A 24,824-nucleotide genomic window follows, 5' to 3' on the forward strand; every position below is an offset into this window, starting at 1 on the left:
TAAGGCAAGGGACTTTGACTCCCTCATGCGTTGGTTCGAATCCAGCTACCCCAGTTGTCATCATATAGTATGATGCCGGCGTGGCGGAATTGGCAGACGCGCTGGACTCAAAATCCAGTGTCCTCACGGACGTGCCGGTTCGACCCCGGCCGCCGGTATAGCTTAAAAGTAGTAGATTATTCTACTGCTTTTTTGTAGTTAAAAAACTCCTCAGAGATACCTTGAGGAGTTTACGATAGGAGTAGTGATTATTTATCAGTGAAAAAGAATGGAGGTGTATAGGCGCTTAGTTGTTCAAAGCAGGCTTGGGCTTTTTGGGCATCTTCACAGATGACTAGACAAGTATCATCACCGCATATGGTTGTGATGATTTCATCCATATCTAAAAAATCAAGGATAGAACCAAAAGTTTGAGCGAGTCCAGGTAATGTTTTGAGTACAACTTGGTGTTGTACGGGACGCATCATGACAAGAGCGTCTTCCATGTAGAAGCGCAAGCGATACTCCCAGCGAGATTTACTGATACTATAAATCTCATAATGTGGATCACCGTTATTGATTTTGATGAGGTTGAGCTCTTTCATATCGCGTGAGAGTGTCGCTTGTGTGATCGAAATGCCATTTTGTTGGAGTAATGCTTGTAGTTCTTGTTGGGTTTTAATGTGTTTTTCAGAGACAAGAGATCGTATTAACTTTTGTCTAGCTTCTTTTTTATTCATGATAATACCTCCATAATACTCAGCTTGAGTATAACAAAATTAAGGAAAATTGTAAAACGTTTTCAATTTTTAGGGTTTAATGGTACAATAAAGGTGATTAGGGAACAAGAGAGTATCAAGACTAAATGGAGGGTAAAACTGGGATGATTAGTAGAGAACAGTACTATTATTTACGGCAGTTAGATGATTTCCGTTATTTTTCCATTGATGAATTTGATCATCTTGTTTCTGCTGTGCAATTTAGAAAAGCTAAAAAGAAGCAAATTCTCTTTTATCGTGAAGATAATAGAGACAAGCTCTTTTTATTAGTGTCTGGTTATGTTAAGTTTGAGCAGGCAGACCGTTCGGGGAATTTTTTATATACTGATTTTGTGAAACGTGATTCGATTTTCCCTTGTGGTGATTTGTTTTCTGAGACGACTTATCATTTTTTGGCAGTGGCGATGACGGATATCGAGTATTTTACGATTCCTGTAGATTTGTATGAAAGTTATTCGTTGGGGAATCGGTATCAGATGAAGCATCTCTATACGAATATGTCACGAATTTTAGAATTTCATGAGATTCGTTTGAGAAATATGGTCACTTCCAGTGCTCAAACACGTGTTATCCAATCATTAGCGCTTCTTTTAGTAGAGATGGGAGATGATGAGAAGTTACCATTTACGTTGACAACCATTGATATTGCCAATCTTAGTGGAACAACAAGAGAGACGGTGAGTCGTGTTTTGGGGCAATTAAAGGAAAAAGGCGTTTTATCTTTGTCTCATAAATATTTATGCTATGAAGATAAAGATTATTTTTTACAATATATCACTTAAAATCCAATTTTTTTGGATTTTTTTATTTTATAATTATGAGTGTATTTATATTTTTTAATACTTTTTTCGTTTTTAGCTGCTTTTTATGTAAATATATGTAAAAAAAGGGTAAAAGTGTGATGGATAGCGCTTTCTATTTGTCTTAATGGTCACGTTACCAAAAAGCAAAACGTTTATAATAAAACTGTAAATGAGATAGCTAACTCGCTGGTATGTGAATTCACTTATCGTTAGAAAGGATGACAATCTATGGCTGAAAAACAACCAATCCACGTTTACTCTGAAATTGGTAAGCTAAAAAAAGTAATGCTTCACCGACCAGGTAAGGAAATTGAAAATCTAATGCCTGACTACCTTGAGCGTTTGTTGTTTGATGATATTCCATTTTTGGAAGATGCCCAAAAAGAGCATGATGCTTTTGCTCAAGCGCTTCGTGATGAGGGTGTTGAGGTACTTTATTTAGAGGATTTGGCGGCGGAATCGTTAATCAATCAAGATATTCGTGAACAATTTATTGATGAATATTTGGAAGAAGCCAATATCAAAGGACGTGCTACTAAAGAGGTTATTCGCAATTTGCTGTTGTCTATCGAAGATAATAAAGAGTTGATCGAAAAGACAATGGCAGGTATTCAAAAGGCAGAACTTCCTGAAATTACAGAAGAAAAAGGGTTGACTGACTTGGTTGAATCTGACTATCCTTTTGCAATTGACCCAATGCCTAACTTGTACTTTACTAGAGACCCTTTTGCCACTATTGGTAATGCAGTGTCTCTAAATCATATGTACTCAGAAACACGTAATCGTGAAACGATTTATGGTAAATATATTTTTACCTACCATCCTGAGTATGGTGGAAAAGTACCTATGGTTTATAGTAGGGATGAAACAACACGGATTGAAGGTGGCGATGAGCTAGTCTTATCAAAGGACGTCTTAGCAGTGGGTATTTCTCAACGTACAGATGCTGCGTCTATCGAAAAGCTCCTTATCAATATCTTTAAACGTCGTGTCGGCTTTAAAAAGGTGCTCGCCTTTGAATTTGCCAATAACCGTAAATTTATGCATTTAGATACTGTCTTTACCATGGTTGACTATGATAAGTTTACCATTCACCCTGAGATTGAAGGGGATTTGAAGGTGTACTCTGTCACTTATGATGATGGTAAGCTCCACATTGAAGAAGAGACAGGAGACTTAGCAGAACTTCTAGCTGACAATTTAGGGGTTGATAAGGTTGAGTTGATTCGTTGTGGTGGTGATAATATGGTTGCTGCGGGACGCGAACAATGGAATGATGGTTCTAATACCTTGACCATCGCCCCAGGTGTAATTGTTGTGTATCGACGCAATACCATTACAAATGCTATTTTGGAATCTAAGGGTCTGCGCTTGATTAAAATTGGCGGTAGCGAATTGGTACGCGGTCGTGGTGGACCTCGTTGTATGTCAATGCCGTTTGAGAGAGAAGATCTCTAGAAGTATCAATCGTACAAGGCTATTAAATAGCTAGTGAAAGACAATAGAAAAGAGGATGTTATGTCATCAGTATTTCAAGGAAGAAGTTTTTTAGCAGAAAAAGATTTTACACGAGCAGAGCTAGAATATTTGATTGATTTTTCAGCTCACCTAAAGGATTTGAAAAAACGTCATATTCCGCATCGTTATCTAGAAGGTAAAAATATCGCTCTCCTTTTTGAAAAGACTTCAACACGTACACGTGCGGCGTTTACAACAGCTGCGATAGACTTGGGAGCTCATCCTGAGTATTTAGGGGCAAATGACATTCAGCTTGGTAAAAAAGAATCAACTGAGGATACAGCAAAAGTCTTAGGACGTATGTTTGACGGTATAGAATTCCGTGGTTTTAGCCAACGTATGGTTGAAGAGTTGGCTGAGTTTTCAGGTGTTCCTGTCTGGAATGGTTTGACAGATGAATGGCACCCAACACAAATGTTGGCAGATTTTCTAACAATCAAGGAAAACTTTGGTAAATTAGAAGGATTGACGTTGGTTTACTGCGGTGACGGTCGTAATAATATGGCTAATAGCTTGCTTGTGACAGGCTCTCTCTTGGGTGTCAATGTTCATATCTTTTCACCAAAAGAGCTCTTCCCAGAACAAGATGTTATTAGTTTAGCTGAAAAATACGCTAAAGAAAGTGGCTCTCATATTTTATTGACAGAAGATGCAGATGAAGCTGTTAAAGGTGCTGATGTCCTATATACAGATGTTTGGGTTTCTATGGGGGAAGAAGATAAATTTGAAGAACGTGTGACATTATTGAGACCTTATCAAGTCAATATGGAGTTGGTTAAGAAAGCCAATAATGACAATCTTATCTTCTTACATTGCCTACCAGCCTTTCACGATACCAATACTGTCTATGGTAAAGATATTGCAGAACGCTTTGGTGTGCGTGAGATGGAAGTGACCGATGAGGTCTTTCGTAGCCAGTATGCACGTCAGTTTGACCAAGCAGAAAACCGTATGCACACCATTAAGGCTGTCATGGCAGCAACTTTGGGAAATCTTTTTATTCCAAAAGCTTAAACGAGAAGAACAGGAGGGCTGAGCTAAGTTTGCTTTAGCTTAGTCCTTATTTGTTAGGAGATAAGGTATGGCACAGAGAAAAATTGTTGTGGCTTTGGGTGGCAATGCGATTTTATCGTCAGACCCATCAGCACAAGCCCAAAAAAAGGCTTTAGTAGAGACAGCTAAATACCTTGTAGAATTGATTAAAAATGGAGATGAGCTGATTATTACCCATGGTAATGGACCTCAAGTGGGAAATCTCTTGCTCCAAAATTTAGCAGCGGATTCTGAAAAAAATCCCGCTTTTCCTCTAGACTCTTTAGTAGCGATGACAGAGGGTAGTATTGGTTTTTGGTTGCAAAATGCTCTTGAAAATGAATTGACCAAGGAGCATATCACAAAAGAAGTAGCGTCATTGATTACGCAGGTGCTTGTTGACAAAAATGACCCTGCCTTTGACAATCTTAGTAAGCCCATCGGTCCTTTTTATACCGAAGAAGAGGCTAAACAAGAAGCTCAAAAGACTGGTGCGACTTTCAAAGAAGATGCAGGGCGTGGTTGGCGAAAAGTTGTCGCCTCCCCTAAACCAATCGGTATCAAGGAAATCGGTACTATTAGAACCTTATTAGATTCAGGTGCTGTGGTTATCGCTAATGGTGGCGGAGGCATTCCTGTCATCGAAGAAAATGACGGTACGCTTACAGGTGTTGAGGCTGTTATTGATAAGGACTTTGCGTCTCAGATTTTAGCAGAGTTGGTTGATGCTGATTTATTTATTGTATTGACAGGTGTCGATTATGTGTATATTGACTTTAACAAACCTAGCCAAAGACGTTTAGAGCATGTGACCTTATCAGAGCTTAGAGAGTATATCGCAGACAATCAATTTGCACCAGGTAGTATGTTACCTAAGGTAGAGGCCGCTATGAATTTTGTAGAGCATAAGCCTAGCGCAAAAGCAGTCATTACTTCGCTTGAAAATCTAGGGGCTTTGATTGCATCTGATAGTGGAACCATTATTGAACATCATAAGTAAGTGAGAAAGGGAGGTTTGTGAGGTAAGTGTCACAGACCTCTTTTTAAGTAGGAGATGATACAGGTGTATCACAAATCATAGGAGGTTATTGCTATGGGCAAAACAGCAAAAAAACGGTTTAAAATGCCGACATCCTATACCATCTTGATGCTAATTATTGCTATCATGGCGGTTTTGACATGGATTGTCCCAGCTGGTGAATATCAGGTGGATAAAGCAGGCAACTTAATCACAGGAACGTATCAGCAAGTTAAGCAAAATCCGCAAGGGATATGGGATATCTTGATGGCACCGATTAGGGCGATGCTAGGTCACGGTGCAACGTCAGGAGCGATAGATGTTGCCTTGTTTATTTTAATGGTTGGTGCGTTTTTAGGCGTGGTCAATGAGACTGGTGCGCTTGATGTCGGGATAGCTTCTATTGTGAAGCGTTTTAAAGGGCGTGAAAAAATGCTTATCTACATTTTAATGCCTTTATTTGCCTTAGGGGGCTCTACCTATGGTATGGGCGAGGAAACTATGGCTTTTTATCCCCTTCTTGTGCCTGTCATGATGGCTGTTGGCTTTGATAGTATCACAGGTGTGGCTATTATCTTATTGGGTTCACAAATCGGCTGTCTAGCTTCTACGGTTAATCCTTTTGCAACAGGTGTGGCTTCAGCGGCAGCTGGTGTGAGTATTGCAGATGGTATGATTTGGCGTTTGGTATTTTTTGTCGTCATGCTGGCGCTAGCTATGGTTTTTGTGGGAAATTACGCTGAGAAAGTCAAAAAAGATCCGACCCAATCCTTAGTTTATAAGACGCGTGAAGAAGACATTAAGCATTTTAATGTAGCTGATACGCAAACGCTCACAGCGGATCTCTCTTCAGGTCAAAAACGTGTCCTTTGGGTCTTTGTTTTGACGTTTGTTCTGATGATTTGTAGCTTTATCCCATGGGAAGACTTGGGTGTGACCTTGTTTAGTGATATTAACAACTGGTTGATTCACTTGCCATATCTCGGACAAGTCATCGGGACATCTATGTCTGCGCTAGGGACATGGTATTTCCCAGAAGGAGCAATGCTTTTTGCATTTGCTGGTGTTTTAGTCGGTATCGTCTATCGTATGGACGAGCATCGTTTGGTCAATGCTTTTATGGCAGGAGCAGCTGATTTGCTTAGTGTAGCTTTGATTTGTGCAATTGCGCGTGGTATTCAAGTCATCATGAATGATGGTATGATTACAGCAACTATTCTTCATTGGGGTGAGTTGGGGCTTAAGGGTCTCTCCTCACAAGTCTTTATCGTATTGACTTATCTTTTCTATCTGCCAATGTCATTCTTAATTCCATCTACATCTGGTTTAGCCAGTGCTTCTATGGGTATTATGGCACCTATGGGTGAATTTGTCCATGTGCCAGCAAGCCTGATTATTACGACTTTCCAAGCTGCATCAGGTGTCTTAAATCTGGTAGCTCCAACATCAGGTATCGTTATGGGAGCTCTAGCGCTTGGCCGCATTGAGATTGGTACTTGGTATAAGTTTGTCGGTAAATTTATCGCTTTAGTAGTTGTTGTTAGTATGGCTATTTTAGTCATTGCGACCTTATTTTAGAGGGGGAGGAAGATGACGTTTATTACAGAAAAACAGCAAAAGGATTGTGTTGAGGCACTAGCTCATCTAGTGAGTTTTGCCTCTGTATTGCAAGAGGATGATAGCAAGACTCCCTTTGGTCAGCCGATACAAGATGCGCTTGATTATACCTTAGCATTAGCCAAGTCATTAGGTTTTAGAACTTACTGTGATGATAAAGGTTACTATGGTTATGCTGAGGTCGGTGAGGGAAGCGAGCTTTTGGCGGTACTTTGTCATTTGGATGTTGTACCTGCTGGAGATAGAACAAAATGGCTTAGCAATCCTTTTAAGATGGACATTAGGGATGGAAAAATCTATGGACGTGGCGTCCAAGATGATAAAGGTCCCTCTATGGCAGCTTTATTTGCCATGAAGGCTTTACTGGATAAGGGTGTTGTCCTAGATAAGAGAGTGCGCTTTATCTTTGGAACAGACGAGGAAACCTTGTGGCGTTGCATGAATCGCTATAATCAACGAGAAGAACAAGCTACTATGGGATTTGCTCCTGACTCTGTCTTTCCTCTGACTTATGCTGAAAAAGGGCTTTTGCAAGTCAAGTTACACGGTAAGGGGGATGCTAGTTTATCTTTAGAATGTGGTGATGCTTTTAATGTCGTTCCTGCGAAGGCTCGCTATTCAGGAGAGTTTTTAGAGGAGGTGACTCGTGCTTTAGATGAGCATCATTTTGAGTATGAGAGTCAAGACGACTCAGTCATCATTGTAGGTTTAGCGCAACACTCTAAAGATGCAGCAAAAGGTATCAATGCTATTGTCCGTTTAGCCAAAGTTTTGTCGCCTCTTTATGATTGTCCTGCACTTAGCTTTATCAGTCAGGTGATAGGTGAGGATGCTACTGGAAGGTCGCTTTTTGGTGACTTATCAGATAGAGAATCAGGCGATTTGAGTATCAATGTTGCAGGTCTTACAGTCAATGAGCGTTTATCAGAGATACGTCTTGATATTCGGATTCCAGTCCTAGCTGACAAGGAGGCTCTCGTCCAACAGTTGGTTACAAAAGCAGCAGACTATCAGCTTGATTATGAGGAATATGACTATTTAGCTCCCTTATATGTCCCACGAGATAGCCAATTAGTAGAAACATTGATGGCTGTGTACCGTGAACAGACAGGGGATTTGAGTGCTCCTATTGCTTCTGGTGGTGCTACATTTGCTAGAACCATGCCCAATTGTGTTGCCTTTGGCGCTTGTTTTCCTAATAGCCCGCAGACAGAGCACCAGGAAAATGAGCATATGGCACTAGAGGATTTGTATAAAGCGATGACGATTTACGCTGAAGCGCTCTATCGTTTGGCAGCAAAACACTCAGAATAACGCAAAAAAACAGGACTTTTGTCCTGTTTTTTCTGCTAGGTCTATATAAGTATTGGTGAGGATCTTATTGCTGTTTGGGATATGGTATAATAAAGAGGTAGGAGGGAGATATTGTGTTTAAAAATGTGACAATTAAAGATATTGCTCTTTTAGTCGGTGTGTCAACTGCAACCGTATCTTATTATCTTAACGGTAACTATAAGAAGATGTCAGTAAAAACACGTGAAAAAATAGCACAGGCCATTGCTACGACTGGTTATCAGCCGAGTCAGATAGCCAGAAGCTTAGTAACAAAGGATACTCAGACCATAGGTGTTGTGATTGCAGATATTACGAACCCTTTTATTTCATCTGTGATGAAGGGGATTCATGACACGTGTAAACAATTTGGCTATAGTGTCAACTTTACGAATTCTGATAATGATGTCCAATTGGAGCTAGAAAATCTGAATCGTCTAAGTCAGCAAAATGTATCAGGTATTATTTTGGATTCGGTGGATGCTAATCATCAAATTGTGCATCTTTTAGATAGAGATAAAGTCGTAATGGTTGATAGACAATCAAAGACACTAGAGATTGATACAGTAGTTGCTGATAATTATCAGTCAACACGAAGCTTTTTGCGTTTGATGAAACAAAAAGGTTATAAGCGTATTTATTTTGTATCTTTTCCGATAGAAGGTATCTCAACACGAGAGATTCGCTACCAAGCTTTTTGTGATGAAGTTAGTGATGATGTCAATAGGTTGATTATTTTAGGGCAAGATAATGTGAGACAGCTAGTAGATCATATCATTGAGACGTCACATGAAAAAGTGGCTTTCTTTACAATGAATGGTCCTTCATTATTAACGTTTATGAAATTGATGCATCAGTCAAAATATCATTACCCTACAGATTATGGTCTAGGTTCTTATGAGGATTTAGAGTGGATGGAAGTTTTAAATCCTAATGTATCTTGTATCCAGCAAGACTCTTATCGGATTGGACAACTAGCTGCACAAACCCTATTGGATAAATTAAGTGCAGACACCAAGCAAGCGCCTCAGTTGTTGGAGGTGAAAAGTCATATTATCGAAAGACATTCTTTTTAAGATTGGCAGTGAGTCAATCTTTTAGAAAAGTTAAACGATTCACTCTTTTCAAAAGAAAGCGCTTGCTTTTTGTCAGAGGAAGATGTATAATAAATATATAGAAAAAAAGAAACTTTAGTCGACTTTAAGTTTGTTTTTTTAGACCTTTTTAGTTAAACGTTTAACTCTCTGCGCGATAGAAGGAGGATATATTGGACGTTAGAAAAGTGATTTCAGATACTTTGCCATCCTGCTATGCAGTAGCTAGGTTGACAGACGAGCACCATGATTATTTACTTGTAGCATCTGAAGTGAAGGACTCGTGTTTTGCTTATGATGTGAATGATGATTTTAAAAAACAGATAGTTTGGGATACTGTTGGTGGAACGATGAGTATCGTCCAAATTCCTGGGACGATGGATTTTTTAGCGACACAGCGTTTTTATCCAGGATTTGATGCAAAAGATTGTCAAATAGTATATGGTCAGTTTAAAGATGGGAATTGGATAGTTAAGCCTTTGTGCGACTTTCCTTATTTACATCGTTTTGACTTGATTTTAGATAATAGTGGTGACATTTTATTTGTTGGGTGTACGATTGCCAATTCAAAAGCATATGTTGAGGATTGGTCAGATAGTGGTAAGATTTTTGTGGGTCGTTTTGATACAGTTGACAAAGCGCTAAAAGACATCAGTGAACTACCCTTACGATTGTTAAAAAATCATGGTTACTATGCGGTCAAAGAAGAAGGTTATTCCTTGATTACAGCCGTCGAAGGTGTCGTTAAATTAACCTACCCGTCATTTTCAGATACTGGAGATTGGCGACTGGATATTCTTTTTGCAGAAGAGACGAGCGATATTGTCCAAATTGATCTTAATCAAGATGGGAAAAAGGAAAATATTCTCATTCAAGGTTTTCACGGAGATCGTCTAAGGGTCTTGACAGAAGACTTTAGCACAGAGCTGTATCATCATCCAAAGGAAACGCCGTTTGGGCATGCTATTTGGTCGGGTCAATTACTTGGTCAAAAGGGGGTTGTTTTTGGTTTTCGTTCTGGAGAAGCAGATTTATTGTGGTATCCTGAAAGTAATACCAGTTTTAAGCCGATTATGTTGGATGCTAGCGCTGCGTCAAGTAATGTGTTGGCATTTGAAAAAGAAAAAAGAGCATATGTCTTTTCGGCCAATAATGGCCGTGGTGAAGTAGCACTCTATGAGTTAGGAAAAGGAGAGTAACATAGTGGTAAAAGAGAAAATTTTAGTGACAGGTATTGTACCTAAAGAGGGTTTGGAAGAATTGATGGCAACTTATGATGTCACTTATTCTGAAACCCCATTTTCACGAGAGTATGTTCTTGAACATCTTCATGAATATGATGGGTGGCTTTTGATGGGGCAAAAAGGGGATAAAGAGATGATTGATGCTGGGGAGAACCTTAAAATTATCTCTTTGAATGCAGTTGGTTTTGATCATGTTGATATTGATTATGCTAAAAGTAAAGGGATTGTCGTATCCAATTCACCTCAGGCGGTACGTGTGCCGACAGCCGAGATGACTTTTGCATTATTGTTGGCAGCAACAAAACGTCTTGCTTTTTATGATCAGATTGTTCGTCGTGGTGATTGGATTGATCCAAGTGAAAAGCGTTATCAAGGTTTAGCTTTAGAAGGAGCGACTCTTGGTATTTATGGTATGGGACGCATTGGATCGACTGTTGCAGGTTTTGCTAAAGCATTTGGAATGAAGGTGCTTTATCACGATGTTTATCGTTTACCAGAAGATGTTGAAAAAGAGCTTGATGTGACGTATGTAGATTTTGATGATTTGGTGACACAAGCAGATGTCATTACAATTCATGCGCCATCTCTTCCTTCGACTAAGCATAAATTTAACAAAGATGTTTTCAAGAAAATGAAAAATCGTAGTTATCTGATCAACGCAGCTCGTGGTCCAATTGTATCTGAACTTGATTTGATTGAAGCTTTGCAGACAGGTGAGATTGCTGGAGCAGGTTTGGATGTTTTTGAATTTGAGCCAGAAGTATCTGAACAATTGAGAGCTTTAGATAACGTCATTATGGCCCCTCATGCAGGGACAGGGACAATTGAGGCTCGTCGTCATTTAGCGAAAGAAGCAGCTGATAACATTATTGCCTTTTTCAATGGAGAAGCGCAAAACGTTGTTAATAAATAAGAGCTAAGAAAAGAAAAAGGGAATAGGTGAGCAATATGCTAGAAGCATTGCGTAAATTTTTTGAAGTATTTGGAGCATCGACAGTTGTTCCGATGATGATTTTTATCGTCAGTCTTTTTCTTAAAGTAAATCCTAGGAAAGCCTTCTTCAGTGCCTTGCGCGCTGGAGTTGGTTTGACGGGATTTGGTTGGATTATATCGTCTTTTGCACCTATGGTAACCACTTATATTCAACAAATGGTAAAGACGACAGGTCTGAATTTACCTATTGTAGATATCGGTTGGCAAGCGGGTTCTTTGACAGCCTTTTCATCTGAAATAGGATTATCATTTTTTGTGTTTGGTTTACTCATTGAGCTAGTTTTGTTTTTAGTGGGTATTACACGCGTTTTTGTTCCGTCTAATCTTTGGAATAATTTTGGTTATATGATTTGGGGAACAATGGCTTATGCAGCGACAGGAAACTTTGTTTTATCCTTTGCTTTTATGGTTTTTGTCTTACTCTATTCGTTGATTATGTCAGAAGTTGTCGCAGATAGATGGTCAGATTATTATGGTGTTAAAAATGCGACGATTAACTCAATTCATAACATCGAAACATTGGTTCCAGCTTTGATTCTTGATCCGTTATGGAATCTTTTAGGCGTCAACAAGGTCAAATTGAATCCTGAGTCACTGAAGAAAAAATTAGGTATTTTTGGAGAACCAATGACACTTGGGTTTATTTTGGGATTGATTATTGGTATTTTAGGAAGTTTGAAGCATCTGACTGATGTTGATACTTGGGGTGGTATTTTAACATTTGCGATTGCCTTAGCAGCTGTTATGACTATTTTCCCATTGATTACGGGTGTTTTTGCAAGCGCTTTCTCTCCTTTAGCTGAAGCTGTGGAGCGCAATAAGAAAAAAGAAAGTGAAGCTGAAGAGGCTGGCAATCTGGATAAAAAGCGTTGGTTTATTGCTGTTGATGATGGTGTTGGATTTGGAGAGCCAGCTACGATTATAGCAGGTCTCATCTTAGTACCTATTATGGTGGTTGTCGCCCTACTTCTTCCTGGAAATCAAGCTCTTCCTGTCGTTGACCTTATAGCTATTCCATTTATGATTGAAGCGATGATAGCCGTTTCAAAAGGTAACATTTTAAAGGCGATTTTAAATGGTGTTATTTGGTTTTCTCTAGGTTTATATGCTGCTAGTAGCTTAGGCCCTATCTATACGGATGCTGTGAAACAATTTGGAGCAGCTCTTCCAGCAGGAGTGGCGATGATTATGAGCTTTAATCTTTTAGCACATCCTCTAACAGCTCTTGTATTCTTTGCTTGGATATCAGGAAATCCTTTATGGATAGGAGCTACGATTGTCATTTATCTTATCTTCCTTTTCTTCCTTCGTACTAAGAGGGAGAGCATCTATGCTTATTTGCGTCGTATGGCAGATAAAAACAGTGGTTATGAAGGTAGTTCAGACAAGATTTTTATTGGTGAAGAGTGAGTCACCTAGAAGGATTTAGATTATGAAAAAAATTGATGGACATGCGCATATTGTTAAAGCCGTTGCAGGATTTAATGGAAAAGGACGTCTTAATCCTATCGGAGATGGTTATACTATCTGGGATGATGGGGAATTGATTAAGTTGATTCCAGATGGCTATGGGACAGAAGATTTTAGTGCTGAAGCCTTTCTGACGATCATGGATGAACATCATATTGATAAGGCGGTGATTTTACAAGGTCATCTAAATGGCTATCAAAACTATTATACTTATTTAGCAATGAAACGTTATCCAGAACGGTTCACAGGCGCCTTTTCAGTGGATCCTTATGCTGAAAATGCCATGCAAATTGTACAACGACATGTTGAGCAGCTAGGATTTAGAGCGATTAAGTTTGAGATTAGCCAAGGTGGTGGTATTCATGGTTATCGTACGCACACTCCTTTCAGATTGGATACCGATCCTTATGTGAGCCGTATTTTGAGTTATTTATTAGATTACCCAGGATTTGTAGTAACGACAGATTATGGTAATTTTGATCAGATTAGTCATCAACCAGATGCTATTGCTAATCTTGCACGTCTTTATCCAAGCCTTGATTTTGTAGTGTGTCATCTATCATTTCCGCACGCAGATACCCCAAATCGTTTGAGAGCAGAGCTTGAGATGTGGCAGGCATTTGACAATATCTATACCGATATTTCAGCTATTCAAGATATTGATAGACCAGATGTCTTTCCATTTCCTAAATCGGAGCAAAATATCCGTATTGCCAAAGAAGTGTTGGGAGCTAAACGTTTAATTTGGGGGACAGATTCGCCGTGGTCAGCTACATTTAATACTTACGAAGAATTAGCGACATGGTTAGAACACATTGATGTTTTTAGCCAAGAAGAGTTAGAAGATATTTTCTATCATAATGCTGAACGTGTTTATTTCAAACCAGAGCATATCAAAGCTAATCGTGAAGCAGTTGACCCTGTGACTAAAGATTTGCGACTATTTTAATGAGCAGGAGTGAATGAAGGTGACAAGGTTACCTTTGTTCATTCCTATTTTTATTAGAGGAGATTATGATGTCATATTACATGAGTATTGATTACGGTGGGACAAATACCAAAGTTATTCTTTTTGATGACAAAGGACAGCAGATAGCGGTATCATCTTTTGAGACGTTACGATTGGAAGATAAGACAGGTTATCGTGAGGTGGATTTGTTAGAGACTTGGCAGGCGATTAGTCAAGCGATTAGAAACCTTATGACAGAGTCTAGTATTATACCTAGTGATATTAGAGCGATTGCTTGTATTGGACATGGTAAGGGTCTGTATGTTTTGGATAAGGAAGGTAGAGAATTTTGTAAAGGGATATTATCGACAGATACTAGGGCAAATGATTTGGCAGAGATGTTTGAAAAAGATATTGATAAACTGTGGCCTAAGACACGTCAACATGTTGTAGGTGTGCAAAATCCCGTACTTTTACGATGGCTCAAAGAGAATAAGCCTCAAGACTATGCCCAAATAGGCAGTATTTTATCAGCTAAAGATTATATTCGCTTTAAATTGACTGGAAAAATCAATCAAGAGTACGGAGATGCCTCAGGAAATCATTGGATCAATTTTGAAACAGGTCATTATGATGCTAGTATATTAGACTTTTTTGGTATTGCTGAAATGATAGATTGTCTGCCTCCTTTAGTGGACTATAAAGAGATTGTTGGTGGAGTGAGTCAGGAAACGGCGAGTTTGACGGGGTTAGTAGAAGGGACACCTGTTATTGGTGGCTTGTTTGATATTGATGCTTGTGCAATAGGTTCAGGGGTTTTAGACAGTCAGACGTTTAGTGTCATTGCAGGCACGTGGAACATCAATACTTATCCCAGTTTATATCCTGCTAGTCAAGATAGCGGGCAAATGAATTCTTATTTTCCTGATAGACGTTATCTTATTGAAGGTAGTAGTGCGACATCAGCTGGTAATTTAGACATTATGCTTAAGTTGCTTATGGCTGATGAGATAGAACGCGCTAAGAATAAAGGAAAATCGATCTACGAGGATTTAGAAAGCTTTTTAGAACACACCGATGCTAGCTACAGCAAGCTTATTTTCTTACCGTTTTTATACGGAAGCAATAGTCATGTAGATGCCAAATCGTGTTTTCTTGGTTTGACTGCTAAGACGAGTAAGTCTGAGATGATTCGTGCTGTTTATGAGGGTGTTTGTTTTGCTCATAAACAACATATTGAACAAATGGTTTTAACGGTGTCTAGTAGACCCCATTTAGTGCGTCTGTCAGGAGGAGCAAGCAATTCACCACAATGGTTACAGATGTTTGCAGATAGTTTATCCTTGCCTGTTGAGTGTGTCGAGGCTACGGAGCTTGGTGGATTGGGAGGAGCGATTGCAGCCCATCAAGCAATATATGGCGTTTCATTGGAGGATGCTGTCAGTCAGATGGTTAGAGTCAAGAAACGTTTTGAACCACGATTGAGTCAGAGTGTTCTTTATGAGGAGAAATATGAGGTTTATCAAGCTTTATTAAAGACGTTATGGCCGACTTGGGAGAAAGTACACGGTCTTTTGGCAAGACTAGAGGAGATAGAATGAGGAAAGAAGATATTATTTTAAATACCATAGTGTTTAAAGAAGCGCTAGATAAGGGAATAAAGCAAGTGGATTTACTAGATAGTATAAAGACTTTAGGTCTGAGGCGCGTGGAGATTCGTCGTGAATTTTTAGGCGATATTACAAGTGATTTACTTCTTTTAAAAGCTAAGGCAGATGAGTTAGATGTGGAGTTGTTTTACAGTATCAATGAAGATTTTGTCTTAGACCATAAGATTCATCCTAATCTTCAGCTGTTTTGTCAAGAGGCAGCCTTAATAGGAGCTCCTTTTATAAAGCTTAATGTCGGTGATGCTAGTAGGATTAGCCTCTCAGAATTGGAGGAATGGCATAAGCAATTGGATACAGGCATTGGCATACGTCTTGAAAATAATCAAGATCCTCAGTTTGCTAGTATATCAAATTGTCAATTGATGATGGCTAAGTGTCAAAAAGCTAATCTTCCCATTAGTTTTGTTTTTGATACAGGAAATTGGGCTTGGGTTGGTGAGAATGTCTTTGAAGCTTTGGATGCCTTAAAAGATGTATCAACTTACATACATTGTAAAAACTACCATAAGCAGGAAGATGAGGTAATGTTAACCAGTTTATTTGCTGGGGATTTGGATATGTTAGGATTGATGAATATGTTTTCTGATGTAGAGTATATCGCTTTTGAATACCCTGCATCAGTAGATATCATCAAGAAGGATCTAGAGAAATTTTGTGGAGGTTAAGATGACTTTAGAAGAGCAACGTCAGCATATATTATCAGGAGCTATGTATAATGATTTGACACCAGAACTGATAAAAGCAAGAGAACGAGCAGTCCTTTTGACGAATGACTATAATAACAGTTACGGTCAAGCTAATGATGTGCGTGAGAAGATATTAAAAGAGCTTTTCAATGATGTCGGTGAAGGTACTTATTTTGAACCGCATTTTCGTTGTGAATTTGGCTATAATATCTCTATCGGAAAACGATTTTATGCTAATTTTGATTGTGTGATGTTAGATGGGGCAGAGATTACGATTGGTGACAATGTTTTATTTGGTCCGCGTGTCGGTATTTACACCTCAAATCACGCCATAGATCCACAAGAGCGTAGGTTGGGTGCTTGTTACGCTAAACCTGTTAGGATTGGTGATGATGTTTGGATTGGAGCAGGTGTCCATATCAATCAGGGGGTAACAATCGGCGACAATGTTATTATTGGTTCAGGTAGTGTGGTGACAAAGGATATCCCAAGCAATGTTATTGCAACTGGTGTGCCTTGTCGTGTTATTAGACCCATCACAGATGCCGATAAAAGTGGATATAGAGCTTAGACTAAAGAGGAGTTGGGTTATCTAGACAAGTTATAGTGGGATAAGGTAATTAAGATATAGGTCAGCTAGAGGACTTAGCAATCCCCTCTAGAAGGTGATATGAAGCAGGCGAGAGGATCGTCTGCTTTTTATAGTGATAATTGTCACAATTTTTTCTGAAACATCTTGAAAGTAGCAATGAGATATGTCACTATGAATATATATATATATATTCATTTTGAAAAGAACATAGGAGGAGTGGCCATGAATAAGCGCCAAACAATCTTAGCCGTAAGTTTTGCTACTATGATCTTGGGAGCCAGTAGCCAGACGATTTTTGCCGATGAGACACAAGATGTAGCTGTAAAAGAAGTTGCAACTGTAAAGGAAGTTAGTCAAACAAGCACAAATGATGGTCTTTTGGATACAAATGTACAATCAACAGCTGACATGACTGCAACGTCAACATCAAGCGATAGTGTCGCAGAGCAAGTGCCAGAAACAGCACAAACAGAAGTATCTTCTGCCTCACAAGAGGTGACTGATTCTAAAGTTGAGGCACCAGAAGAAGCAGCTTCTACAGTTACTCCAAGTGCAGATGCTGAGATTGAAGCGGTAAGTACAACTGAGACAGGCGCTAAAGCAGTTACAGAATCCACTCCTTCTGCTGAGTCACTCGATGCTAACGGTCTCAACGAAACAGCCAATAAAATTGCTACTGAAGCAGGATTAGACATCTCCACTCTAACGGCTGATCAAAAAGAAGCTTTGAATGCGATTATTTTAGATAATCAGGCCAATACTGGAACTAAGTTGACTTATAAAAATCTAGAAGATATCGTAGAGACATTTTTAAGTCAAGACGCTAGATATGCCATTCCATATTTTAAAGCTGATACCATTAAAAATATGCCAGCGATGACAACTGTTGATGCTCAGACAATGGAATTAACAGATTTGGATATCTGGGATTCATGGCCAGTACAAGATTTGGATACTAAATTGGTAAGCAATTGGAATGGGTACCAACTGGTAGTTGCTATGGCAGGTGCTCCAAATAAGAACTCAAATCACCTATATTTGCTTTATAATGATTATAAGGACAATAATTTTGCAAACTGGAGAAATGCTGGTCCGATTTTTGGATACTATGCCAATGCTGATGAACAACAGTGGTCAGGCTCTGCTACGGTTAATTCGGATGGAACTATCCAGCTTTATTACACCAAAAATGATACGAGTTATGGAAAATTAAACCATCAACGTCTAGCAACTGCAACACTTAATTTAAAAGTAGTTGATGGCGAAGTGGTTATTGATTCTGTTACAAATGATAGAGAGCTATTTGCAGGTGATGGCTATCATTACCAAACGTATCAGCAGTTTGAATCAACCTTTAACGATGACATCAATAACGATGGTTTTGCAGATAGAGCTGATAACTATACGTTGAGAGACCCACACATTGTCAAAGATGATGATGGTACTCGCTACCTTGTGTTTGAGGCAAATACTGGATTGGAAAACTATCAAGGTTTGCACCAACTTTATGATTTTAAAAATTATGGCGGTGATACAAAGTATAACGTTAAGAACTTTTTATCATTTTTAAATAATAAAGAAAAAACGAAAATAGGAGCATGGGCAAACGGTGCTATTGGGATTGTTCGATTAGTAGGTAGTGAGAAAGTACCGATTGTAGCTGAAGCTTACACGCCACTTGTAACCACTCATTTGGTGACAGACGAGGTTGAAAGACCAAGTGTGGTAAAAGTGGGTAATCGCTATTATTTATTTACAGCATCACGTATTAGTAAATCATCAGATACAGAAGGAACTATTAAAGTTCGTAAAGATGTTGGTGATGATGTTGTTATGCTAGGATTTGTATCAGATAGTCTTAGAGGTCCTTACAAACCGCTTAATAATTCTAGTGTTGTTTTAACAGCTTCTGTACCAGCTGACTGGCGTACAGCAACATACTCTTATTATGCAGTGCCTGTCGAAGGGTCTGATGATACTATATTAGTGACAGCTTATATGACTAATAGAGGTGAGATTGCTGGTGTTGGTAATAATTCGACTTGGGCACCAAGCTTCTTGGTTCAATTATCTCCTGATGGGACATCACATATCTTAGCAGCGATGACAGAACAAGGAGATTGGATTTGGGATGATAGTAGTAATACCTTACATCATGTCGGTACTTTAGAGAATTCTCATTTGCCAGGGGAAGATTATGAAGTTGATTGGGAAAGATTGGGTAGCTATGGTGGTTATAATTTGAAACCGCATCAACCATTGACACCACACAAACCAGTGACTCCGAATACGCCAGTGACACCTGTCACACCTGTTGACCCACAAGATCCAACAGTACCTACGACACCAACAACTCCTGAAGATCCTGCTAAGCCAGAAGATCCAATGACACCTGTGATTAACAAGGAAGTTCCTGTTGTATCTGCTGGGATGGCTCTACCAAATACAGGTTCGAAAGAGATGAATATTATGAGTGGCTTGATGATGGTATTGACGTCCATGAGTGCTCTCTTGTATCACAGAAAACGCAAACATTAATAAAAAATAGGGCTAAATCTAGCCTTATTTTTTATGTATGAGAAGTCCTTGCGGCAGAGATAGGTTCGTGATATAATTAACTGGTTAAGAAAAGGAGGTTCTCTATGGAAATCAATGCACAAATTGACCAACTCATCAACCAAATTGTGATGCGGGCTGAAAATCAGCATGAGTTTTTATTGGGGGCCTGTCAGAGCGGTCTTTCTTTGACCAACACGCAGGAGCATATTTTGATGTTGCTGTTAGATAATGGGCAACTGAGTAATTCGAATTTGGCTAAGAGCTTGTCTGTTAGTCAAGCAGCAGTCACTAAGGCGGTAAAGCCTTTGTTAAAGCAGGAGCTTGTGCGTTCAGTAAAAGGGAAGCACGATGGGCGCTTGGTTCTTTTAGAGTTGACAAAAGCAGGCGCTCCGATTGCTAAGGAGCATAAGCATCATCATGAGTTGACTTTGGCAGTATATGATCATGTGCTGAGTGATTTTTCAGCTCAAGAACAAGACGTCATTGTGCGCTTTATCAAGCGAGTATCAGAGGCGATAAAGGAGTAAGTATGCGCTACATTACAGTAGAAGATTTGAGTTTTCAATATGATAGCGAACCTGTTTTAGAAGGGGTCAATTATCATCTTGATAGTGGCGAATTTGTGACCTTGACTGGGGAAAATGGTGCTGCTAAGTCCACCTTAATCAAGGCAACGCTAGGCATTTTAAAGCCTAAGCTAGGGCAGGTGACTATCAGTGATGTCAATAAAGACGGCAAAAAATTACGCTTGGCCTATTTACCACAGCAGATTGCTAGCTTTAATGCTGGTTTTCCATCGACTGTCTATGAATTTGTTCGTTCAGGACGTTATCCTCGTAATGGCTGGTTTCGTAGGTTAGATAGTCATGATGAAAAGCACGTCCAGATAAGCTTAGAGTCGGTAGGCATGTGGGATTATCGCCATCGTCGTATAGGAAGTCTATCTGGTGGTCAAAAACAGCGAGCGGTGATTGCCAGGATGTTTGCCTCAGATCCTGATATTTTTGTCTTGGATGAGCCGACAACAGGTATGGATAGTCGAACGACAGAGACTTTTTACGAACTGATGCACCATAGTGCTCATAAGCACGGTAAATCAGTTTTAATGATTACTCACGATCCAGAAGGGGTGAGTCGATTTGTTGATCGTAATATTCATCTGGTGCGTGATAATAGTCTGCCTTGGCGTTGTTTTAATGTCCATGAGGCTGATGAAAGTGAGGAAGTCTAATGTTAGAACTGTTATCCTTTGGGTTTATGCAGCGTGCGCTTCTAGCGGCTATTTGCATTAGTATTTTTGCACCTATTTTGGGGATTTTTTTGATACTGCGTAGGCAAAGTTTGATGAGCGATACGTTGAGCCATGTGTCTCTAGCGGGTGTTGCTTTTGGTCTTCTTTTAGGCGTTTCAACGACTTGGTCAACCTTGGTCGTCGTGGTTCTTGCAGCTGTTTTATTAGAGTATTTGCGGACAGTCTATAAACACTATATGGAGATTGCAACGGCGATTATCATGTCGTTTGGCTTGGCGATTGCTTTGATTGTCATGAGTAAGGCTGATGGTGGTAGTGTGAGCTTAGAGCAGTATCTTTTTGGTTCCATTATTACGATTAGTTTGGAACAGGTGATTTTTCTAGCTATCATGGCGATTTTGATAGTTTGTTTGACTTTTTTATTTATCCGTCCTATGTATGTTTTGACCTTTGATGAGGATACTGCCTTTGTAGATGGCCTTCCTGTCAAGCTCATGTCTATTTTATTTAATGTCGTGACAGGTGTTGCGATTGCACTGACTATCCCTTCAGCAGGGGCGCTTTTGGTATCGACCATTATGGTCTTGCCAGCCAGTATTGCTATGCGATTGGGTCGCAATTTTACCTCTGTTGTCTGGTTGGGAATGCTGATAGGCTTCATCGGTATGGTATCTGGTTTGTTTATCTCGTATTATTGGGAGACACCAGCGAGTGCCACGATTACTTTGATTTTTATTAGTCTGTTTGCCTTAGTTGGCTTTATCGGGCGCTTTTTAAAGGCATGAAAAAAGAACCCCTAGGGGTTCTTTTTATCTTTGTAGAGGCTGACGAGCTTGTGATTTTAGGGAGTGCCTAAAGGAAATGATAGGGTTGATAATATAGAAATAAAAGGCGATTTGTGGGTTGATAAAGGATAGGGCAAGGATGACAAGGCTCAGTAAAAAGGTACCCAGGAGCCTACGATAATTCATGCGGTTGATGAGTTGTTTGGTATAAGTCGTGTCTTGAAAGCGCAGGCTTGAGATAAGATAGCCGATAAGCCAATGGAAAAAATTGGTTATCAAAACAGCTATACCGTAGCTCAAAACGGCTATGGTTGTCACATCTTCCATCATCCAACGCGCAAAGATAGGAAGCAATGCCAGTCCAGCCATAAAGCCAAACTGAGAAATGACGATAGCAGGTGTTATAGTTTTGACTTGATTAAATTGCTTGTGATTGTCCCACCATTTATCAAGGACAATGAAAAAGGTTGTCAAAAAGATGAAAATACTAAAGAGAAAGTCATGAAAACGACTAACTTCCGTAGGCAGTGGTATCTCTAGCAGCATAACTGTTGCGATAATGGCAATGATAGCATCAGAAAAGACTTCGGTGTGCTCTTTGAGCCGCTTGCTATTATCTATCTCTTGCTCTTCAATCAAGCGTTTTCTTACCTCAAGTGATTCCTCATCTGATAGCCCTTCAAGCTCTGGATAGAGTTGGGAAAATTCTTCTTGAATGTGATTAAAAAACGGTTCTAATTCTTGTTTGCGACGTTCTTTTTTAGATTGTCTCATAATCCTCTCCTAAATAATCTTCCTTTCGATAGAAAAGAGCGAGTAATTTCGCTCTTTTAGTATTAGTAGTGTAGGACGAAGTATTTTTTCTTCCCACGACGAATAACGGTAAGCTGACCTTCGATTTTATCTTGCTCTGATAAGGTGTAATCTAGGTCTGTGATACGCTCGCCGTTGATGTAGATGGCACCGTTTGTGACATCTTCTCTAGCTTGGCGTTTGGAGTTGACAATCTTAGCACTTACTAAGATATCAACGATGTTTAGGCTATCCTCATCTTGAACGGCGTAATTAGGGACATTTTTGAGTCCTTGTTTAAGTTCAGCAACAGAGAGGGCCTTGATATTTCCTGTAAAGAGTTGCTCAGTGATATTGACAGCTTCTTGATAAGCATCTTTGCCATGGACCAAGGTCACTACCTCACGAGCCAAGGTCTTTTGGGCTAGACGTTCATGTGGTGCTGCTTCAAATTGAACACGAATCGCTTCGATATCTTCTAAAGATAAGAAGGTGAAAATCTTGAGGAAACGTATAGCATCCTCATCCATAACATTGAGCCAAAATTGGTACATCTCGTAAGGAGACGTCTTTGTAGCATCAAGCCAGACGGCATTACCTTCTGATTTACCAAATTTTTTACCTGTCGCATCGGTGATAAGCGGCACGGTCATGACGTGTCCAATCTTATCTGCTTTACGGCGCAACAACTCAGTACCTGCTGTCATGTTGCCCCATTGGTCGCTACCGCCGATTTGTAGAGTCACATTGTATTTGTCATTTAATTCGTAAAAGTCATAGCCCTGCATGATTTGGTAGGCAAACTCTGTGTAGGAAATTCCTGTCTCGATACGTTTTTTGACAGACTCTTTACTCATCATGTAGTTGACGGTGAAGTACTTACCGACATCACGGAGAAAGTCAATGAAACTCACGCTAGCAAACCAATCGTAGTTGTTGACCATGACAGCTTTATTGTCACCGTCATCAAAATTTAAAAAGCGTGAGAGTTGGTTTTGGATTTTGCTAACCCAACCATAGACAGTTTCCTTGGTTTGTAGGCTACGTTCGGCATCTTTAAAAGATGGGTCACCAATCAAACCAGTTGCACCTCCAACAAGAGCGTAAGGTTTGTGTCCTGCCAATTGTAAGCGGCGGCTTGTCAAGATAGCGACTAAGTGCCCTAGATGTAAGCTATCAGCCGTAGGATCATAGCCTGTATAATAAGAAACCTGTCCACTTTCTAGCGCCTTGCGTAGGGCATCTTCATCGGTCGTCTGAAAGACAAGTCCACGTTCCTTTAGCTCATCAAAAATGTGCATGGTTCTCTCCTTTGAAAAATATAATCAAGTATCATTGTATCATATTTTGACTAAAAAGGGCGAAAATTCCTGAAAAAAGCCTTCAAGCTTATGCTATAATGAAGTAACGGAGGAGAAAGGAATACTATGACAAAAAAAGTTGAAATGAGTGAGCTCTTTTTTGATCTTGTTTTTGTGTATGCGATTTCTAAGATGACAGCGCTTATTCATCATTTACATGAGGGTATTATCCCTTTATCTGCTCTTATCGCTTTTATGCTTTGCTTAATTGTGGTTATCAATACGTGGATGTATCAGACGGTCTTTACCAATCGTTATGGTAAAAATAGCATCTGGGATCATTTGTTTCTGCAGGCAGAGATGATAGCAGTGCTCTTTTTATCCAATAACTTTTCACTAGAAGGTGCAGAAGCACTTTTTCGCCCCTTTTCGGTGGTTGTAGGTGTGATATCCTTGTTGATTTTAGGTCAGTATCTCAGGCAAGTTTTTCGATGTGAGGATGACCTCTATATCTCGCTTGCGAAATCTTACGTTAAGATTTTAGCTATTCGGACAGGGCTTGTGTTTTTAGGTGTTTTTCTACCTTACCAGGTGGGTATTTATGTCGTTAGTGCTGGTATTTTGTTAGGCATGTTGTTGCCAATTTCGTTAGAGAAAAAGATGCAAAAGACGCCCGTCATTGTCCCTCATTTGCTTGAGCGTCTATCTTTATTAGTGATTATCACTTTTGGAGAGATGTTGATTGGGATTGCGCCTTACTTTAGTGTGGAGACCTTATCTGTGACGTCTGTATTGGTCTTTATATTGGTTTTGTGTTTGTTTTTCTTTTATGTGATGACATTTGAGCGTTTTGTCAATCATCATGCTGAGCAGGAGACAGGGGTTAGTATGATTTATCTCTATTATCCAATGTTTATTGGACTGAGCTTTGTGACGGTATCGCTATCTGTCTTTGAAAGTGACGTTAATCGTCTCTTTTGGGTAGTGTTTTGCTATTTGGGGCTATATCTCTTTTATAGTGGTTTACTCGCTCAAAGACACTACAATCATGACCGTTTGGTGTACTCGAAAAACTATCTTCTTAAACAAGCTGTGATTTTTGGAGTTGGGCTATGCCTTAGTCTCTTTCTCAGGGAAAATGCAGAGCTGGTCTTACTGCTGACCACAGCCATGACAGGGATTATCTTACTAAACCATTATCTTTTTTATCAGAAACAAGTCAACAGCCCAAAAAGCTGAGGTTGACTTTTGAAGTTCGTATCGTCATTTTAGAGGAGCTAGAGGGCATTTGCCTTAGCATTTTTTAAAAGTGAGGAGACGAGCTTTTTTAATTTGTCAAGAGAGCTGACTAGACAATAG

General features: G+C 39.5%; 22 protein-coding genes and 1 tRNA gene. 20 read left to right on the forward strand and 3 right to left on the reverse strand.

Going from position 1 to position 24,824, the window contains the following annotated elements:
• The first annotated feature begins 74 nt into the window (after positions 1-74).
• Positions 75-158: transfer RNA gene (locus ACLN19_RS04630), tRNA-Leu, on the forward strand.
• A 90-nt stretch (positions 159-248) separates the two neighbouring features.
• Here the strand turns inward: ACLN19_RS04630 and ACLN19_RS04635 are convergent.
• Positions 249-719 carry an arginine repressor gene (locus ACLN19_RS04635; RefSeq protein ID WP_413383790.1) on the reverse strand — a complete coding sequence of 157 codons (471 nt, stop codon included), beginning with the start codon at positions 717-719 and terminating at the stop codon, positions 249-251.
• 143 nt (positions 720-862) lie between these two features.
• On the opposite strand from ACLN19_RS04635, the gene ACLN19_RS04640 reads away from it, so the two are divergent.
• From ACLN19_RS04640 to ACLN19_RS04725, 18 genes are all read left to right on the forward strand, one after another.
• Entirely contained in the window at positions 863-1,540 is a 678-nt protein-coding gene (locus ACLN19_RS04640) for a Crp/Fnr family transcriptional regulator (RefSeq protein ID WP_413383792.1), read from the forward strand.
• A gap of 249 nt (positions 1,541-1,789) precedes the next feature.
• On the forward strand, positions 1,790-3,019 hold the full coding sequence (arcA, locus tag ACLN19_RS04645) for an arginine deiminase (protein ID WP_413383794.1): 1,230 nt from the start codon (positions 1,790-1,792) through the stop codon (positions 3,017-3,019).
• 60 nt (positions 3,020-3,079) lie between these two features.
• Positions 3,080-4,093 carry an ornithine carbamoyltransferase gene (gene argF / locus ACLN19_RS04650; RefSeq protein ID WP_413383796.1) on the forward strand — a complete coding sequence of 338 codons (1,014 nt, stop codon included), beginning with the start codon at positions 3,080-3,082 and terminating at the stop codon, positions 4,091-4,093.
• 67 nt (positions 4,094-4,160) lie between these two features.
• Positions 4,161-5,111 (forward strand): carbamate kinase, encoded by a 951-nt coding sequence (arcC, locus tag ACLN19_RS04655; protein WP_413383798.1) that lies wholly within the window; start codon positions 4,161-4,163, stop codon positions 5,109-5,111.
• A 93-nt stretch (positions 5,112-5,204) separates the two neighbouring features.
• The gene (locus ACLN19_RS04660) at positions 5,205-6,707 is read left to right on the forward strand and encodes a YfcC family protein (RefSeq protein ID WP_413383800.1); all 1,503 of its coding nucleotides are present in this window, start codon (positions 5,205-5,207) and stop codon (positions 6,705-6,707) included.
• A 12-nt stretch (positions 6,708-6,719) separates the two neighbouring features.
• Positions 6,720-8,060, forward strand: a complete 1,341-nt coding sequence (locus tag ACLN19_RS04665) for a M20 family metallopeptidase (protein ID WP_413383802.1) — start codon at positions 6,720-6,722, stop codon at positions 8,058-8,060.
• Positions 8,061-8,173: 113 nt separating this feature from the next.
• Positions 8,174-9,154, forward strand: a complete 981-nt coding sequence (locus ACLN19_RS04670; protein ID WP_413383804.1) for a LacI family DNA-binding transcriptional regulator — start codon at positions 8,174-8,176, stop codon at positions 9,152-9,154.
• Between the two features lie 191 nt (positions 9,155-9,345).
• The gene (locus ACLN19_RS04675) at positions 9,346-10,371 is read left to right on the forward strand and encodes a hypothetical protein (RefSeq protein WP_413383805.1); all 1,026 of its coding nucleotides are present in this window, start codon (positions 9,346-9,348) and stop codon (positions 10,369-10,371) included.
• A 4-nt stretch (positions 10,372-10,375) separates the two neighbouring features.
• Positions 10,376-11,329 carry a 2-hydroxyacid dehydrogenase family protein gene (locus ACLN19_RS04680; protein WP_413383807.1) on the forward strand — a complete coding sequence of 318 codons (954 nt, stop codon included), beginning with the start codon at positions 10,376-10,378 and terminating at the stop codon, positions 11,327-11,329.
• A gap of 35 nt (positions 11,330-11,364) precedes the next feature.
• A complete protein-coding gene (locus ACLN19_RS04685) occupies positions 11,365-12,819 on the forward strand; it encodes a PTS galactitol transporter subunit IIC (protein ID WP_413383810.1) in 1,455 nt (484 codons plus the stop codon).
• Between the two features lie 22 nt (positions 12,820-12,841).
• Entirely contained in the window at positions 12,842-13,828 is a 987-nt protein-coding gene (locus ACLN19_RS04690; RefSeq protein ID WP_413383812.1) for an amidohydrolase family protein, read from the forward strand.
• Positions 13,829-13,896: 68 nt separating this feature from the next.
• The gene (locus ACLN19_RS04695) at positions 13,897-15,429 is read left to right on the forward strand and encodes an FGGY-family carbohydrate kinase (RefSeq protein ID WP_413383910.1); all 1,533 of its coding nucleotides are present in this window, start codon (positions 13,897-13,899) and stop codon (positions 15,427-15,429) included.
• Positions 15,426-16,163 (forward strand): sugar phosphate isomerase/epimerase family protein, encoded by a 738-nt coding sequence (locus tag ACLN19_RS04700; protein WP_413383814.1) that lies wholly within the window; start codon positions 15,426-15,428, stop codon positions 16,161-16,163. Before ACLN19_RS04695 ends, ACLN19_RS04700 begins: the two co-directional genes overlap by 4 nt.
• A 1-nt stretch (position 16,164) precedes the next feature.
• Positions 16,165-16,755, forward strand: a complete 591-nt coding sequence (locus ACLN19_RS04705; RefSeq protein ID WP_413383816.1) for a sugar O-acetyltransferase — start codon at positions 16,165-16,167, stop codon at positions 16,753-16,755.
• A gap of 243 nt (positions 16,756-16,998) precedes the next feature.
• Positions 16,999-19,314 carry a glycoside hydrolase family 68 protein gene (locus ACLN19_RS04710; RefSeq protein WP_413383818.1) on the forward strand — a complete coding sequence of 772 codons (2,316 nt, stop codon included), beginning with the start codon at positions 16,999-17,001 and terminating at the stop codon, positions 19,312-19,314.
• Positions 19,315-19,418: 104 nt separating this feature from the next.
• Positions 19,419-19,862: a zinc-dependent MarR family transcriptional regulator gene (locus ACLN19_RS04715; RefSeq protein ID WP_413383820.1), complete on the forward strand. Its 444-nt coding sequence runs from the start codon at positions 19,419-19,421 to the stop codon at positions 19,860-19,862.
• Between the two features lie 2 nt (positions 19,863-19,864).
• Positions 19,865-20,566, forward strand: coding sequence for a metal ABC transporter ATP-binding protein (locus tag ACLN19_RS04720; RefSeq protein WP_413383823.1), 702 nt, complete (start codon positions 19,865-19,867; stop codon positions 20,564-20,566).
• Positions 20,566-21,372, forward strand: coding sequence for a metal ABC transporter permease (locus ACLN19_RS04725; protein ID WP_413383825.1), 807 nt, complete (start codon positions 20,566-20,568; stop codon positions 21,370-21,372). Before ACLN19_RS04720 ends, ACLN19_RS04725 begins: the two co-directional genes overlap by 1 nt.
• 24 nt (positions 21,373-21,396) lie before the next feature.
• Here the strand turns inward: ACLN19_RS04725 and ACLN19_RS04730 are convergent, their stop codons facing one another.
• Positions 21,397-22,146, reverse strand: coding sequence for a TMEM175 family protein (locus ACLN19_RS04730; RefSeq protein ID WP_413383827.1), 750 nt, complete (start codon positions 22,144-22,146; stop codon positions 21,397-21,399).
• A gap of 62 nt (positions 22,147-22,208) precedes the next feature.
• Positions 22,209-23,465: a tyrosine--tRNA ligase gene (tyrS, locus tag ACLN19_RS04735; protein WP_413383829.1), complete on the reverse strand. Its 1,257-nt coding sequence runs from the start codon at positions 23,463-23,465 to the stop codon at positions 22,209-22,211.
• Between the two features lie 126 nt (positions 23,466-23,591).
• On the opposite strand from tyrS, the gene ACLN19_RS04740 reads away from it, so the two are divergent.
• Positions 23,592-24,704 (forward strand): low temperature requirement protein A, encoded by a 1,113-nt coding sequence (locus tag ACLN19_RS04740; RefSeq protein WP_413383831.1) that lies wholly within the window; start codon positions 23,592-23,594, stop codon positions 24,702-24,704.
• Positions 24,705-24,824: the final 120 nt, after the last annotated feature.

The sequence above is a fragment of the Streptococcus lishijunsis genome, assembly GCF_047290665.1.
Classification (GTDB): domain Bacteria; phylum Bacillota; class Bacilli; order Lactobacillales; family Streptococcaceae; genus Streptococcus.